This window comes from Natronincola peptidivorans, assembly GCF_900111615.1.
Taxonomy (GTDB): Bacteria; Bacillota; Clostridia; order Peptostreptococcales; family Natronincolaceae; genus Natronincola_A; species Natronincola_A peptidivorans.
This window is the reverse complement of sequence record NZ_FOHU01000014.1, coordinates 1-16,189: the sequence shown is the minus strand read 5'-3', so window position 1 is coordinate 16,189 and position 16,189 is coordinate 1. Positions and strand designations below refer to the sequence as shown.

Genomic DNA, 16,189 nt, shown 5'->3' with positions numbered 1-16,189 from the left:
GGAAACTGAAGATTAGTTTAGGGGGGTGCCTTGTGGAAAAAGAAGAAATAGAAAGAAAAAATGATAATAATCAAGAGGATGATGCCAAAGAAGAAAATAAATCTGAAATAAATAATGCTAAAGAAGAGAAGGTACCTAAAAAAGAAAACAAGGGAACAAAAGAAACCCATACAAATGAAAAAACTAAAATCTCCAAACACACGAAGTTCCTCTTAAAAGCCTTCATTGCTATACTTCTTTTTATTTGCTTTTTAGTTACTTGCACAATTGCAGCGACGATAGGCTTTGTTGTGGAAGTAATCAGAGAAGTCCCATCTATTGAGTTTAGTGAAATAAACACATTGCTAAATCAGCATTCTGTTATCTATGATGCTAAAGGGGAAGCCCTTGAGACAATTCAAACCATCGAGTTTCGTGACATAATTGAGTTTGACAGAATCCCTCCTCAAGTACAAAATGCTTTTATTGCTATTGAGGATGAACGTTTCGAAACTCATAGGGGGATAGATTTCAAAAGAATTGTAGGGGCTTTCCTGATCAATATCAAGGAGAGGTCTCCAGCACAGGGAGCTAGCACCATCACGCAGCAATTAATTAAAAACCTTTATTTAAGTGAAGAAGTGGATAGAGAAAATCTAATGAATGATATTAGAAGGAAAATAAAGGAAGCTTACTTAGCGATACAAGTAGAAAAATATATGACAAAGGATGAAATTCTTCATACGTATTTAAATACTATTAATCTAGGGCAAGGAGCCTATGGGGTTCAAGAAGCAGCCAAAACCTATTTTGACAAGGAGGTTGAGGAGCTTACAATAGGTGAAAGTGCCATCCTTGCAGGCATTACCAAAAATCCCTCTAGAAATGCCCCTTATTTTCTTAGACTAGAAGAAAACATAGAAGAAGAGGAAGAAAACCTAATCGGCTACCTTCATTTAATAGGAAATAGATATGGTGTATTATACAACCCTAACGCTGTAGTAAGACAAAAAATTGTATTACAGAAGATGCAAGAACTAGGTTATATAACAAAGGATGAATATAATTTAGCATTACAGGAGGATATAAAAGCCAAGCTGAAGCCTAGGGAAAAGGAAAATATGGAAATCACCTCTTTTTTATCAGATTTAGCCAAGGACGAAGTAATAGCAATACTAATGAAAGAAGGGTTCAGCAAAAAAGAGGCGGAACGCAAATTATATACAGGGGGTCTAAGGATCTATACCACCATTGATACAGCAATGCAAAAAAGAATAGAGGATGTGTATGAGAACTTTGGAGAAATTTTGGCTGGCAATATAGAAAAGAGGACCACACCTATTTTAACGGAATGGCGATCCTATAATGGAAGTAACGGCAATTTAGATAGAAACAATAATCTAGTCGACAATCGTGGTAAGATCCTATATTATAAACAAGACAATCTATTAACAGAGGAAAATGCCTTAATTATGGATAAATCTGAATATGTGATAAACAATGATGGACTAGAGTTAAAAAGTAATAAATTTAATATTTATAGCAGCTACATTGGGATTAAGAATTATTATAAAATAGATGACAAAAAAAACCTGGTTTTTCATCAGGTAGGAAACTTAAGTATTTCTAAGAATGATTATAGGCTCAATGAAGATAAGACCATTATTATCTCAAATAATTTCTTAGAAGAAAACAGTAATTTTTATGAAATAAACGCTAAAGAAGATTTACTTATATCACCTAAATATTTCACTTTTGATGACAAGGGTGTAGTACAGCCACAGTCTGCTATGGTGATTTTAGAGCACTCTACGGGAAAAATAAAGGCTATGGTAGGAGGCAGAGATGTAACAGGGAGAAGAATTCTAAACCGTGCAACGGTAGGGTATCGACAACCAGGTTCCTCTATGAAACCTTTAGCAGTATACCTTCCTGCCCTAGATAATGGCTACACAGCAGCCTCAGTTATTGACGATATCCCTCATTATGATATAGGAGGAAGGCTGTGGCCACGAAATTGGTACAATGGATATAGAGGCTTAACCTCCTTAAGAAAAATCGCTGTTGATTCTATAAATGTGGCAACAGTAAAATTATTAAAGGAAATAGGAATCGAGACATCTATGGAATATCTGGGAAGAATGGGAATCATCAATGAAAAAGATCCTTCGCTAGATAGTTTTATCAGTAAAGAAGAAAATCCTAATGTAAACGATGAAAACCTAGCAGCCTTAGGGTTAGGGGGCCTTACCAGGGGAGTATCACCCTTGGCCATGACAGCCGCCTATGGGGCTATTGCCAATGATGGTGTATATATAAAGCCAACCACTATTGAGAAGATTTTAGATCCACAGGGAAGTGTCATCTATCAGTATCACCCTGAAAAAAGCTTTGTGGTGGAAGCAGAAATCGCCCACATCATGACGGATATATTACAAGATGCTGTCACCTATGGCACAGGAAATAGAGCAAGCTTATATACAGGAAACCAAAAAATTCCTGTAGCTGGTAAAACAGGAACAACCAATGCCAGAGCTGATGCATGGTTTGCAGGATATACCCCTTATTATAGTGCTGCTCTCTGGATAGGAAACGATATTCCTCAATTAAATTTAACAGAGGGTAGTAGGATAGCATCTATCTTTTGGAGAGAAGTTATGCTGCAAATACATGAAGACCTAGAGGCTAAAGCGTTTGAAATGTCAGAGAATCTCGTTAAAAGAGCTATTGATATAGATACTGGCAAATTGCCCACAAGCTTAACCAAGACAGACCCAAGAGGAAATAGAGCAAGAATAGAAATCTTTGCCCCAGGTACAGTACCAACAGAACATGGTAATACCCGTGTAGAATTAAGGATTGATAAAACCACCAACAAATTGGCAGGGCCCTACTGTCCAGAAGAGTACGTAGTTTCAAAAACCTTTATAAAAACTAACCCTCCCTATGACCCTTCTAAAAACGCAGGGATCCTACCCCATGATTTTTCTTATAGAGCGCCGTTAACAAAATGCTCTACGCATCAGGAAAACACAGGACTACCTTCTATACAGGAGGAAAAAATAGAAGAATTCATAGATGCTGATATAGGTAGATGATAAAAAAGATTGCTAAAAGGGCAATCTTTTTTACATTAAACATAATGCATTTCTATTGCTTTCCTATTAGTATGATTATAAACTAAAATTGATAAAGACAAGAAACTCATGAAGATATTTACATGTTTGAAGATAGTAAGCTTGGGATATTGGTGTTTTACAATAGACCTTTGTGGGAATATGTAGGATAGGCAAGAAATATGAATATTTAATGTAAGCACTGAAAATACCAAGTTTCATATAATGTAAATAGCACACTAACTCCATACTCTCAAGCAAAATATCTAAATTTATGTTAAAATTAGAAAAAGAATCAAATAGGGGGACATACAATGCTAACTGGTGGAGCATCAAGAACAAATAATTATAAGGATATAGGATTATTTACCATAGGGACATTATTTAAGCTTTTTATATTGCACTATTATATTGGTCTTAGTGACGGACTGATCACCATAACCCTTAGAAACTTTTTAATCATTATTGGAATCTATTCCTTAGCAAGCCTTGTAAAGGAACATAGAAGACTTACTGTTTTTTTGACAATTAATATTGTTTTATCAGCGTTATTTTTTATTGATGTCATGTATTACAGCCATTTTTTTACATTAGTACCTGCCCAAAGCATCTATCAAGTAGGTCAATTAGGCCCTGTTTCTGAAAGTATTTTTTTCTTGATAAGGCCATATTATTTTCTATTATTTACAGATACATTATTACTATGGAGGTATTCTAGGAAAAATAATAAAGGTAGATCCAGAGAAATCTTTGTTGCCAGTAGGAAACAAAAGCTGGTCTACTTAACAGTATTTGGACTAGTGCTTTTATTCACAGTAGGTATTACCTACAGAACAGTAAGAAATACTAACGGTAACTATACACCTTATAACTTGGGGGCTATTCATTTCCATTTATTTGATTTAGTAAACCTTTTTGTTAGAAGTCCGTTAGATATAGATAAAGTAGAAGGAATCGTAGAGACGATTAATCAGGATACTGGAGAAAGAAACGGATTTGCAGTGGCCCAAAACAGAAATGTAATTGTAATACAAGCAGAATCAATACAGAGCTTTGTGATAAATAAAGAAATCGAAGGACAGATGATTACACCTGTATTGAATCAATTGATTCATAACGATAGTATCTATTTCAGTCAATTCTATGAACAAGCAGGTTGGGGAAATACCTCAGATGCTGAATTTGTATCCCACAATGGCTTTTATCCTTCTATCAGAACTTTTAGCTATAAAGCCTATGAAGACAACGAATTTGTTACCTTGCCAATGCAGCTAAAAGAAAAAGGCTATAGCACTATAGTTTTTCATGGTAACGAAGCTAGTTTTTGGAATAGAGAAAATATCTACCCTTCTCAAGGGTTGGACACATATATCAGTCAAGAAGATCTACAGGAGGATGAAATTATTGGAATGGGTATAAGCGATGGCTCTCTCTTTAGACAATCTATGGATTTTTTAAAAGAACAGCCTCATCCATTCTATGCCTTTTATATCACCTTGACCTCCCATCATCCATTTATTATGGAGGAGCAATACAAAGATTTAAATATTGAAGGGGAATACAAAGATACATTACTAGAGAATTATCTGCAAACGGTACATTATTTAGATAAAGAAATAGGAAACTTCATTGAGAAGCTGAAGCAAGAAGGACTTTATGATGAGTCGATTATTATTATCTATGGAGACCATCAAGGGCTAGACATGCGGAACGAAGAAGCAAATCAGCTTCTATCCTCTTTTTTAGAAAAACCATACAGAGAAGATGAGATGTTTCGTGTTCCTTTGATTGTACACATTCCCAATAGTGATTTCCATGAAGAAATTACTACAACTGGAGGACAAATTGATTTCTTTCCTACTATTGGAAATTTATTAGGAATAAGACCTCAACCCAATAAAACTCTAGGAAAAGACTTATTAAATATAGAGGAAGGCTTTGTAGCGAAGCAAGTCCATGTAGCTAGAGGTTCTTTTATAGATAATGACAAAATATTTATCATGGCAAATGATGGTGTTTTTGAAAACAGCACCGCATGGAGTATCAAAACAGGAGAACCTATTGATGTGGAAGAATGTAGAGAGGGCTATGAGAGAGCATTAGCAGAGGTCCACTTATCTGAATACATTTTACAAAATAATTTAATCCCTTTAGTGCGAGAAAAAGGACTAGAATATGTCATTCAGCATCAACCACAATAAGACAATCTCTTTTTTCACCTTCCTTAGCATAAAAATCCTTCCCTAAACAAATAATAGATAAGATAAATTCATACAATTTATTTTCATCAAAGGGAAGGGAGGGTGAAAGATGAAGGCTAATAAAAACATTGGATGTACAGTGAATGAATGTAAATATCATGCAAAAAAAGAATCCTACTGCAGCCTAGATCATATCAATGTTGTGAAGCATGAAAGCAGAGCTACAAACCAAGAAGCTACTGATTGTGGAAGCTTTGAAGTTGAATAATACAAAAATAGAGATGGAACCCCTACAAATTCATCAGGAATGTAGGGGTTCTTATTTATAGGGGAGGAAGATTAATATTTAAAACAAATACCTAATGCCTTTGGACCAAGATGAGCACCTATTACAGGACCCAACTCTTCAATGGTAATCCTTGCCGATGGAAAGGTCTGCTGAAGGATAGTTTTTACTTCCAAAGCTTCCTCTATAGCAAAAATATGACAAATACTAATAAGGGTAGCTTCCTTTGGAATAGCCTCTATCATCTTCTCTAAAGCCTTTTTCTTTCCTCTGACCTTGGCGATGCCTTCTAGTTTGCCATCCTTTAATGCGATAATAGGTCGGATATTTAGTAGAGACCCGAAAAATGCAGCAGCACCAGTGAGCCTACCACCTTTTTTTAAATAGTCTAAGGTTCCCACTGTCAAGTAAATACCCATTCGTTTTTTCTGTGCTTCTACTCGGTCTACAATCTCTTGACGGGTAAGTCCTTGATTAATTAATTCCAAGGTGATTTCTACCAAAGCTCTAAGGTTAGCAGCTGAACTCTCAGAATCTATAACAGATACTTTTGTTGCATCCACAAGGGTAGCAGCAGTAGTAGCACTGCTGTAGGTACCACTAAGCTTAGAGGAGATAGTAAGCACAATGATTTCACAGCCCTCCTCTAGTGCTTTGTTATATACAGCTGAAAAGGCGCCTGCTGAAGGCTGAGAGGTGGTGGGAAAATCCTTCGATGTAGCAAGACGATGAAAAAACTCCTCAAATTCTCCAGGAAAGCCTTCTTCTTCAATGGTCCCTCCAAAATTAACAGACAAAGGAACAATCTCTATATTGTTTTTCTTAGCGAAATCTCTGTCTATGTACGCGGTACTATCGGTAATAACTTTTATTTTTGACATGGAACACTCTCCTTTCAATAAATAACCCTAATTATATAATACCAGGTACTAATATCTGATGTAAAGAAGTAATTCATATTTGCCCATTATATATTTTAATCAAATACTGTGAAGGCTATGTATTATACCTAGAAAAACAATTTACAGAAAAATTCAAAGACTAAATTATAAAGCGTTATATGGATATCAATGCCTGTCTAGAGATCTAAACTTTTAATCAACACCAAGTCTGTTCTCACTAGACAATAAAGAAAATGTATTTATACTTGAAAAGCTACTGGTTTTATGATAATATTAAAAAAATTTCTAAGAATGCATTCTTTGGAGGAAACAGAAATGAAGTTAAAAAATAGCATAAAAATCAATCTTCATCATCATCACAGACAGCGCCTGTAGCTAAGGATTTTTCCATAGATGCAAGCGCTAAAAGTGTTTGTGTCTATGATGGTAGAAGGATAAGTAAAGCCATGTAGACAATTGGGTCTAGGTGGCTTTTTTTAATGATTAAAAATAAGGAGGAAAAACCAATGGAATTTCAATTAAAAAATGTAAAAGGCACAAAGGATTTTTTGCCAGAGGAGCAAAAAGGAAGAAACGAAATTATTCAAGTATTACAGGAAAATTTCCAAATTTATGGCTATCAGCCTTTAGAAACTCCTATACTTTGCTATCAAGAGATTCTGGCATCAAAATATGCTGGAGGAGCAGAAATACTAAAGGAAATGTATAAGCTAAAGGATCAAGGAGACAGGGATTTGGCATTACGATATGATCTAACAGTGCCCTTCTCAAAGGTAATAGGCATGAATCCTAATCGAAGAATGCCCTTTAAGCGGTATGAGATTGGCAAGGTCTTCCGAGATGGGCCCGTAAAAACAGGACGAATGAGAGAGTTTATCCAATGCGATGTAGACATGGTAGGAGTAAAGTCAGTGATGGCAGAGGCGGAATTAATGCTTATGGCAACGGAGGTCTTTGATAAATTGGGTCTAGACATTTATATCACCTATAGCAATCGCAAGCTACTATCGGGCATTCTAGAATATCTCCAAATAAGCAAGGATAATACCAATGAAGTGATATTATCCTTAGATAAGCTTGAAAAAATTGGGGCAGCAGGCGTTAAAGCAGAGCTGACAGAGAGGGGAATGCCACAACAAATAATAGAGAACATTATGGTTCTATTAGATAATCCAGAAGCTAAGCTTATAGATTATTATAAAAAAATCACCTCTAACTCACAGATGGAAGAAGGTGTAGAGCAGATAGAAGCATTAAATGACTATCTGGATGCCATGAATATAAGGGATAAAGTAAGATTTAATCCTTTTTTAGCAAGGGGTCTAGAAATCTACACAGGAACTGTCTACGAAATATTTCTAACGGATGGCAGTATTACCTCTAGCTTAGGAGCTGGTGGAAGATATGATGATATCATTGGAGGCTTTCTTCAAGATGGCCTAGAATATCCAGCAGTAGGTATCACCTTTGGTCTTGAAGGAATCTATGCAGCCTTAACCATGAAAGAAGAGTATAAAGAAAAACCTAATATAGACATATATATCATTCCCCTAGGAGTAGAGAAGGAGGCCTTAAAGATGGTCACTACCCTGAGAAGGGAAGGTATAAAAGCAGATATCGATATGACTAAGAGGAAGCTTAAAAAGAGCCTAGATTATGCAAATAAAGAAAAAATTCCCTATGTTATCATTTTAGGAGCAGAAGAGGTACAAAGTCAGATAGTAAAAATAAAAAATATGGAAACTGGACAAGAGGAGACAACGAAAATCACCGAAGTTTTCCAGAAGTTTAAATAGTTTTTATAAATGATTCACAAATATCTCCACATACTGTATACGAAAGTTCACCAAAATTTCACAGCAGCTTTACTAAGGATACCTATAGCATTACTTAGTGCTTTCATAAGGATTTCTTTTAGTTTTTATAGGAAAAAGGAATTATAGCCCTAGAGATTTTTATTATCTATATGCAAATGGTGTTTATAGCTATGAAAATAGAAATATAATGAAGAAAAAGCGTGAAAAGCTGGATGACAGCAAAAGAGATGCAATGAAATGGGGCATCTCTTTTTTGTATTGATTATATGCGAATATAAGAGTAAACTTATAATATACTAAGTTTTTTTAAAATTATAGACTAAGCTTAAATAGAGATGTAGATTCTGTATAAGCGAGGAGCATATATTTTATACATCATCTGCAGGATAGGAACTGTCTACTAAAATACAAAATAACAGAATCTATCTTTGAATAACACTACAAATTATACGTAGCAATAATAAAGCATTTAAGTACCTGAATAAAAAGGGGGATGTACAAATGAAAAAAGCTTCTAAGCTTTGTATGGCTTTTTATGCCCTAATGATATTCCTAAACCTATTACCGTTGATACCAACCTCTCTTAAGGGAATAATGGGATTGTTTTTTATAACAATAAGCGCTGTAAGGATTGGCTACAGAGATGGTTTAATTACTGCCACATTGTGGATTGTTTTAGGATACATTAACGTAGTCTTTAATATAAATGTAGATTACAGGTATACTATGACAAATATGTTTTTAGGTACTGGATTATATTTCTTTATTGCACATTACCTAGGCAAAACTACAGAAGAATTAAAGAAAAAAAATGTGCAGTTAAAAAATGAGATAAAAACAGGAGAAAAAATTCAAACTGATTTAAAAAATAAGGTGACGGTGATACAAAGCTTAATGGACACCATACCAAGCCCCATTTTTTTTAAAGATTTAGACTGCCTATACATAGGATGCAATCAGGCATATGAGGAGGCTATAGGGGTAAAGGAGAAAGACATCATAGGGAAAAGCCCTTATGATATATATGATGTGGAACTGGCAGATATATACAACAAAATAGATCATGAGTTATTGGCGAATGCAGATGTACAAAAGCTAGTCTATGAAACAGTAGTCACCTATGCTGACGGCAGTGTGCGAAACATTATTTTAAACAAAGGAATATTTACAGACGAAAGAGGAAAGCCCATGGGGATAGTGGGTGTTTTTACAGATATTACTGATAAAAAAGAAATAGAGATACTAAAACAGGATGTAGTGGAAAAGAAGCGAATCATTGATGAAATATTAGAGCAGGAAAAGATAAAAACTGAGTTTTTTTCAAACATTTCCCATGAGTTAAGAACACCCTTAAATGTGCTTTTAGGCTCTATACAACTGCTTGAAAGATATTCTGAAGATGATATTTATGGAAGTAGTCAAGGAAAAGTAATGAGGAATGTATCTATAATGAAACAAAATGGATACAGGATGCTTAGACTTGTAAACAATCTTATTGATATTACCAAAATGGATGCCTCCGCCTTTGAAATACACTTAAGAAATTATGATGTAGTAAGTATAGTAGAGGAAATAGCACTATCTGTTTCTAGTTACATGGAAAGCAAAGGATTACAGCTTGTGTTTGATACAGAGGTGGAAGAAAAAATTATTGCTTGTGATGAGGAAAAAATAGAAAGAATCATGCTAAATCTTCTATCAAATGCTGTAAAGTTTACACCAACAGGGGGGACTGTATTTGTGGGGATTTACCAACAGGAGGACAGTCTATTGATTAAGGTGGAGGATGATGGCATAGGAATACCTTCAGAAAAGCAGGAAGAGATATTTAAAAGATTTTGTCAGATTAAAGACCTATTCTCAAGACAGCATGAGGGAAGCGGTATAGGATTAAATATCGTAAAGGCCCTGGTTGAAATGCATGAGGGTACCATCAGTGTAGAAAGTCAGATAAATAAAGGGACCACCTTTACCATTCAATTACCTATAAAAACAGTGGAAGAAGAAGCTGCTGCATGTAAATCTTTATCCAAACAAGATCTTGTAGAAAAAATTAGTGTTGAATTTTCGGATATTTATACCACTAGTTCATTATCTATAGAAAATAAAGCCTTGGAGAAATACATTGATTAAAGACATGAACTAGTTGCAAGGGACAATACAATTTATTGTCTGCAAGATGGTTATAACTACATATTAAGGATGATTTAAAGAAACTTCCACAATGCCTAGAAAAAACTCGTACATAATAGCGGAGTTTTTTTATTGAGACAATAAATAGCTGCCTTTAAATTACTGAATATTTTGAAAAAAATTGGGTAATTAATTAATACTAGCATGTCCAACATATTCCATGATAAAAGGGAGGGATAGGATGGATGATGAAAAAAGGAAGATGATGAAGAAAATACAAGAATTAAAGAAAAAAATGGATAAAATAATACAAGAAAGACCATCATTAATTGATAATGAAGTAGTTAAAATTAGTCAAGAGGTTGATGTTCTATTAAATAAATATCATGAAATGAAGCAATAAATAGCCCTCCTAAAATTACCTTGTATGTCATAAGACCTTCAGGAAGAAAATATATATGAGGTGATTTTATTGAAAAAGAAACCATTAAAAAAAGATATAAATGAAAACTTTTTTAGAGAAATGAACTATGAACTTGCTGGTGATATAGGAGCTATTGATAACGAAGAGATGATTAATAATAAAAAGCTTATGCCGGGAAAAAAGCATAAGGAAAAAAGTGGAGTAAAAAACCAAAACAAAAAATCATAATTAAATTCACTTTGAAAAAATAAGGAACCATAAATGAAGGTTCCTTATTCTATTGGATATTTTTCCTAGTAGTGTCTTCTGTAGCATAGGATAAACATATAAAGAAATAAGGGCAAAAATAATTTCAACCTAAGCTATAGATAAGCAGTTCAAAATTGCTTGCCTATAGCTTGTTCAGTACAAATGTTTTGTAACTGCACCTGCTGTTTATCCCTAAAGTTTCTATAAATATCTCTAAATTCATTATGCACTTGTAGAAAACAGTCAACTATTTCCTCATCAAATTGTGTCCCTCGTCCTGCTTTTATGATTTCCACACATTTTTCATGGGGGATAGGTTTTTTATAAGGACGCTCTGAAGCCAGGGCATCATAAACATCACATACAGCGGTAACCTTAGCTGAAAAAGGAATCTCCTCTCCCCTTAATCCATAAGGATATCCTGTGCCATCAGGTCTTTCATGATGAAAATATACAATTTCCTTTACGATTAGTATCATTTCTTGGATTTCTTTCTCGTCGAGGGGAGTTAATCTTTCAATGTCCTCTATTATTTTTCCCCCTATAATTGTATGTTGTTTAGTGATTTGAAACTCCTCAGCAGTAAGCTTGGCAGGCTTTAAAAGAATAGAGTCTGGGATAGCTACTTTTCCAATGTCATGAAACGGAATATAGGTTATAATATTTTCCTTCAATTTATCGGGAACATTCATTTCTCTTAGCAAAATCTCTGCATAATAGCTTAATCGTTCAAGGTGCTGTGCTGTTGTTTCTAAGTCTCTAGACTCAGCTAAATTCAACATGCCAATAAAGGTTGCCTGCTGCATAGCCATCAGATTTTGAGACTTTTTCATGATGGTTAAGTTTTTTTCGCGAATATTGTCCGTATTCATTTTAATTGCTATGCCTGTAAAGATATACATAGCACCTCTAAATAACCATCCAAAATAGCCTTGCTGTATAGCTAAAGGGATAGACAAAGGCATCACCCAATAGGACATTAAGATAGATGAAAAAACAGAAGTGAATAGTACGATCTTCCAGGTGCCAAATTGAGCGGCGATTATGATAGGAAAATAGAACAGGTGGGGAAAAGCAGATGAAGTTCCCCCTGCTAAATAAACAATAATATAACAAAACAAGCACATACTGCAGGTAATAATAAAAACTTTTCTCTGATTGGGCAACTCTTTTATTAACACTAGGACACCTACTTTAACAATTATTATTATATATAGTACCGATTATCTAAGTATCTAATCTCCTGCCTAAAAAAGTGTTATAAATAACTAATTTATACTTATTTTCCTTCACATAAAATCATTATACAATTTTTTCTTCACATCTTCCTCTAAATATAGACGAATTGCAAAAATAGTCGACAAAACTTCAAAACAGAGTTTGCTATAGGAAGGGTGCAAAGGTAAATTCTAGTAACATGGAATTTACTTTTGCAAATGGAATTTAAAATTTCATTTTAGCACTAAAAACCCGAAAAACATTTTCAATCTTTACACAGAACATATGTTCGAGTATAATAAAGATATGTGAGGTGAAATTTTATGAAAAAAAGGATTATTTTTCATATTGATGTAAATTCAGCATATTTATCCTGGGAGGCTGTACATAGATTACAAAAGGGAGATGATGTTGATCTAAGGGAGATTCCCTCTGTTGTAGGTGGCAATGAAGAAACTAGACATGGAATTGTCCTTGCTAAATCTGTACCAGCTAAAAAATATGATATTAAAACAGGAGAAACATTATTTTCAGCAAGAAATAAGTGTCCTAATTTGGTTGTGGTACCACCTAACTATACTTTATATATGCAATGCAGTTCTGCTATGATGGAGATCCTTAAAGAATATTCACCTGCAATCCAAAGGTATTCTATAGATGAAGTATTTCTAGACTATACCCATATTACAGATCATTTAGGAGCCCCTGTTGAAGTGGCCTATAAGATTAGAAATAGGATAAAAAACCATCTGGGATTTACTGTGAATATTGGGATCGGTTCCAACAAGCTTTTGGCTAAAATGGCATCTGAGTTTGAAAAACCAAATAGAGTACATACCTTATTTGAAGATGAAATACAGGAAAAAATGTGGCCATTACCCGTTGAGGAACTATTTTTTGTAGGCAGAGCAACAGCAAGCAAATTGAAAAGCAGGGGGATTATCACCATCGGAGAATTAGCAAAAACTGATGTTAATTACCTACAGCAGTTTCTTAAAAGCCATGGATTGTTGATATGGAACTATGCCAATGGCAGAGACAATTCCTCCGTCAGGAATGAAAAACCGCCTATGAAGGGTTTAGGGAACTCCAATACCATTGCCTTTGATGTGACAGAAGAAGAAACAGTCTATCAAATTTTATTAGCCTTAAGTGAAACCCTAGGAATGCGTATAAGAAATGTAGAAAAATGTGCTTATGTAGTAGCTATCTCTATTAAAAACCATCATCTTTTTTCTTATAGTCATCAAAAAAAATTAGATGTGCCAATTGATTCAACAAATATGATTTATAAGCATGCCAAGGATTTATTTAATCAAGCATGGAAAGGAGAACCCATCAGGCATCTAGGGATTTATTTATCATCCTTATGTTCCAATGATTTTTGTCAACTTTCACTTTTTACAGCAGATGAGAGTCAAAACAGAAAACTAGATGGTGCTATAGACAAAATTCGGTTGAAATATGGTTCCAATTCTATAATTCGATCCTGTTTCTTAAATGCTGGGATAAATCCCTTGATGGGTGGTGTTATTTCCGAAGAAGAATATCCAATGATGTCCAGTTTATTATAGGAGGGATGCTTTATGAAGCTATTGATGAAGCCGATAGAGATGATTGCCTGGTTTACTAAAGAAGGAGTGCCAACTCCGATAAAATATAGGCTGATGGAGGATGCTGCTAATATCACTATAAAGGTGGATAGGGTTATCATTAGAGATGAAGAAAAGCTAGCTGGAAATAAAATGTTCATTTACCGATGTCAAAGTATCCTAGACAATACAGAAAAAATTTACGAGTTAAAATATGAAATCAATACATGTAAATGGTTTCTTTACAAGTGGTAAAAAAAGGATAATACTAATGAGGAAACATAAAGCAGGAGAAAAACAAGCAAATAAGCCATTCTACATAATGTTACTTCATACAAGAAAAATTGACAAACAGCTATTAAAAAGGTAAAATAAGGTTAAGGAAAGTAATTTAACCAAGGGATATAAAAAGGAAATAAAAAAGGAGTTCTCCAATAAAGCCTAAAACTAAATATTGTATCGATAATAGCACAGCTATCGAAAGATAGCGTCGCAAAGCTATGGGTCTAAGGAAGAAATATTCTATGATTGCCAGGTTACCGAAATACAAAGTAGAGATAATGAAGTTATCATTATTCCATTTACTATGTATTGAAACATCTGTTCTCTAGAGGACATAGGTGTTTTTTTATTTTAATATAGCATTATAGAACTAGACTTTAAAAATGTAGGAGGGACAAAAATGAAAAGTATAAAAACAAAGCTTATTGTATATTTTTCTATTGTAATCTTAGGAATATCTGCCACACTTGGCATTATTACCTTGCAAACTGTCAGCAGGACCATTGTTTCCGAGGCAGAGGAAACATTAGAATTGTTAGTGGAAGATGGAAGAAAGTTGGTTGGAAGTCGTGTGGAAATTCAGATAAGAATGGCAGAAATGGTGGCGGCACTAGAAGATATTGCTAGTATGGATTGGGAAATTCAACAACCAATATTGACTAGAGCAATAGAAAGGTCAGATTTTCTCTCTATGGCAATTGTTTATCCCGATGGCACTACATATGATTATGCTGGAGTAGTTATAAATTTAGGAGATAGAGACTATGTGCAAAAAGCATTTAGCGGTGAAGTAGGCATATCGAATATTATTATTGCTAGAGGAACGGGAGAACTTTCTATGATGTATGGGATCCCTATAGAAAAAGATGGAGAAATCGTAGGGGTATTAGTGGCTAGAGCCAGTGCTGACTTTTTAAGCACTGTTACTGATGATATGGGTTTTGGTAGCAGTGGCTATGCTTACTTGATAAATGGTGAGGGTACAATCATAGCCTATCCCGATAGAGAAAGGGTATTAGACCAATTTAATCCAATAGAAGCGGCGGTGGTTGAAGAAGACTACAGGCCTGTTGCACAACAATTTGAAAGAATGCTGGAGGAGCAGAGGGGAATAAGCACATACTCTTTTGAAGGAAATGATCTTTATTGTGCTTATGCACCTATAGAAAATACTGATTGGATTCTAGTAATTACTGCCAATGAAGGAGACATATTAGACTCTTTACCGATTCTACAGAGAAACATTATGTTGGCAACATTGATTATTTTGATAATAAGTATAATTCTTTGTTACATAATATCTAAGGGAATTGCAGAGCCAATCATTAATTTAACTTTAATTATAGAAAGGATATCCAAATATGATTTAAGCTTTGACCAGAATAGTAAAGCAATGAAATATTTAGAAAAAAAGGATGAGATAGGAAGTATCACCAGAGCACTAGGCACCATGCAGAAAAACTTTATTGCTCTAATTCAAGATATTTCAAGCACCTCTCAACAGGTAGCATCCTCCTCAGAGGAATTAACCGCCACCAGTCAGCAATCCTCCATGGCAGCTGAGGAAGTAGCAAGGACCATAGAGGAAATAGCCAAAAGTGCTAATGAGCAAGCTAAGGATACAGAAGGTGGCGTACTTAAAACAGATGAATTAAGTAAGATTATAGAAGAAGATTTAGAGGATATGGAGCAAATCAGTAAGGCCACCAAGCAATTAGCATTATTAAAAAATGAAGGGATAGAGACTATAAAATCATTGACTGAGAAGACAAAAAATAGTAATAAAGCAATAGAAACCATCTATCAAAGCACTGTAAATACGAATGAGAGTGCAGAAAGAATTGGGGAAGCCAGCAAGCTTATTGAAGGGATTGCAGAACAAACCAATCTATTAGCCCTCAACGCAGCTATTGAAGCTGCAAGGGCAGGGGAAGCCGGTAAAGGATTTGCTGTAGTAGCGGAAGAAATCCGCAAGCTAGCAGAACAATCA

General features: G+C 34.6%; 12 protein-coding genes and 1 riboswitch. Of the genes, 10 read left to right on the top strand and 2 right to left on the bottom strand.

Annotated elements, in window-relative coordinates; translation table 11 throughout:
* The first annotated feature begins 32 nt into the window (after positions 1-32).
* The 3 genes from BMX10_RS13210 (at position 33) to BMX10_RS13200 (ending at position 5,564) form a co-directional block, all read left to right on the top strand.
* Entirely contained in the window at positions 33-3,077 is a 3,045-nt protein-coding gene (locus tag BMX10_RS13210) for a PBP1A family penicillin-binding protein (RefSeq protein ID WP_170834820.1), read from the top strand.
* Between the two features lie 332 nt (positions 3,078-3,409).
* Positions 3,410-5,296 (top strand): LTA synthase family protein, encoded by a 1,887-nt coding sequence (locus BMX10_RS13205; RefSeq protein WP_090445119.1) that lies wholly within the window; start codon positions 3,410-3,412, stop codon positions 5,294-5,296.
* A gap of 109 nt (positions 5,297-5,405) precedes the next feature.
* A complete protein-coding gene (locus tag BMX10_RS13200; protein WP_090445117.1) occupies positions 5,406-5,564 on the top strand; it encodes a DUF1540 domain-containing protein in 159 nt (52 codons plus the stop codon).
* Positions 5,565-5,635: 71 nt separating this feature from the next.
* Here BMX10_RS13200 and BMX10_RS13195 read toward each other — a convergent pair whose 3' ends face one another.
* Positions 5,636-6,463 (bottom strand): DegV family protein, encoded by an 828-nt coding sequence (locus tag BMX10_RS13195; RefSeq protein WP_090445115.1) that lies wholly within the window; start codon positions 6,461-6,463, stop codon positions 5,636-5,638.
* A 500-nt stretch (positions 6,464-6,963) separates the two neighbouring features.
* Here BMX10_RS13195 and BMX10_RS13190 point away from each other — a divergent pair, with 500 nt between their 5' ends.
* The 4 genes from BMX10_RS13190 to BMX10_RS13175 all read left to right on the top strand — a co-directional run bounded on the left by BMX10_RS13190 (position 6,964) and on the right by BMX10_RS13175 (position 11,086).
* A complete protein-coding gene (locus tag BMX10_RS13190) occupies positions 6,964-8,280 on the top strand; it encodes a histidine--tRNA ligase (RefSeq protein ID WP_244272721.1) in 1,317 nt (438 codons plus the stop codon).
* 522 nt (positions 8,281-8,802) lie between these two features.
* Positions 8,803-10,434 (top strand): ATP-binding protein, encoded by a 1,632-nt coding sequence (locus BMX10_RS13185; protein ID WP_090445112.1) that lies wholly within the window; start codon positions 8,803-8,805, stop codon positions 10,432-10,434.
* 241 nt (positions 10,435-10,675) lie between these two features.
* Complete coding sequence (locus tag BMX10_RS13180; protein WP_139176458.1) at positions 10,676-10,837, top strand: aspartyl-phosphate phosphatase Spo0E family protein; 162 nt, start codon at positions 10,676-10,678, stop codon at positions 10,835-10,837.
* A gap of 69 nt (positions 10,838-10,906) precedes the next feature.
* Entirely contained in the window at positions 10,907-11,086 is a 180-nt protein-coding gene (locus BMX10_RS13175) for a hypothetical protein (RefSeq protein ID WP_090445105.1), read from the top strand.
* Between the two features lie 149 nt (positions 11,087-11,235).
* On the opposite strand, the gene BMX10_RS13170 is transcribed toward BMX10_RS13175, so the two are convergent.
* Positions 11,236-12,288: an HD-GYP domain-containing protein gene (locus BMX10_RS13170; RefSeq protein WP_090445102.1), complete on the bottom strand. Its 1,053-nt coding sequence runs from the start codon at positions 12,286-12,288 to the stop codon at positions 11,236-11,238.
* Positions 12,289-12,648: 360 nt separating this feature from the next.
* On the opposite strand from BMX10_RS13170, the gene BMX10_RS13165 reads away from it, so the two are divergent.
* The 3 genes from BMX10_RS13165 to BMX10_RS13155 form a co-directional block, all read left to right on the top strand.
* Complete coding sequence (locus BMX10_RS13165) at positions 12,649-13,899, top strand: DNA polymerase Y family protein (RefSeq protein ID WP_090445099.1); 1,251 nt, start codon at positions 12,649-12,651, stop codon at positions 13,897-13,899.
* Positions 13,900-13,911: 12 nt separating this feature from the next.
* A complete protein-coding gene (locus BMX10_RS13160; RefSeq protein ID WP_090445096.1) occupies positions 13,912-14,172 on the top strand; it encodes a hypothetical protein in 261 nt (86 codons plus the stop codon).
* A 202-nt stretch (positions 14,173-14,374) separates the two neighbouring features.
* Positions 14,375-14,461: riboswitch (cyclic di-GMP riboswitch) on the top strand.
* 138 nt (positions 14,462-14,599) lie between these two features.
* Positions 14,600-16,189, top strand: a 1,590-nt coding sequence (locus BMX10_RS13155) for a methyl-accepting chemotaxis protein (RefSeq protein WP_090445093.1), incomplete at its 3' end; no start/stop codon positions are given.

Coding starts and splice junctions, on each gene's coding strand:
- BMX10_RS13205 (WP_090445119.1), top strand. CDS start 3,410: ATGCTAACTGGTGGAGCATCAAGAACAAATAATTATAAGGATATAGGA.
- BMX10_RS13200 (WP_090445117.1), top strand. CDS start 5,406: ATGAAGGCTAATAAAAACATTGGATGTACAGTGAATGAATGTAAATAT.
- BMX10_RS13195 (WP_090445115.1), bottom strand. CDS start 6,463: ATGTCAAAAATAAAAGTTATTACCGATAGTACCGCGTACATAGACAGA.
- BMX10_RS13190 (WP_244272721.1), top strand. CDS start 6,964: ATGATTAAAAATAAGGAGGAAAAACCAATGGAATTTCAATTAAAAAAT.
- BMX10_RS13185 (WP_090445112.1), top strand. CDS start 8,803: ATGAAAAAAGCTTCTAAGCTTTGTATGGCTTTTTATGCCCTAATGATA.
- BMX10_RS13180 (WP_139176458.1), top strand. CDS start 10,676: ATGGATGATGAAAAAAGGAAGATGATGAAGAAAATACAAGAATTAAAG.
- BMX10_RS13165 (WP_090445099.1), top strand. CDS start 12,649: ATGAAAAAAAGGATTATTTTTCATATTGATGTAAATTCAGCATATTTA.
- BMX10_RS13160 (WP_090445096.1), top strand. CDS start 13,912: ATGAAGCTATTGATGAAGCCGATAGAGATGATTGCCTGGTTTACTAAA.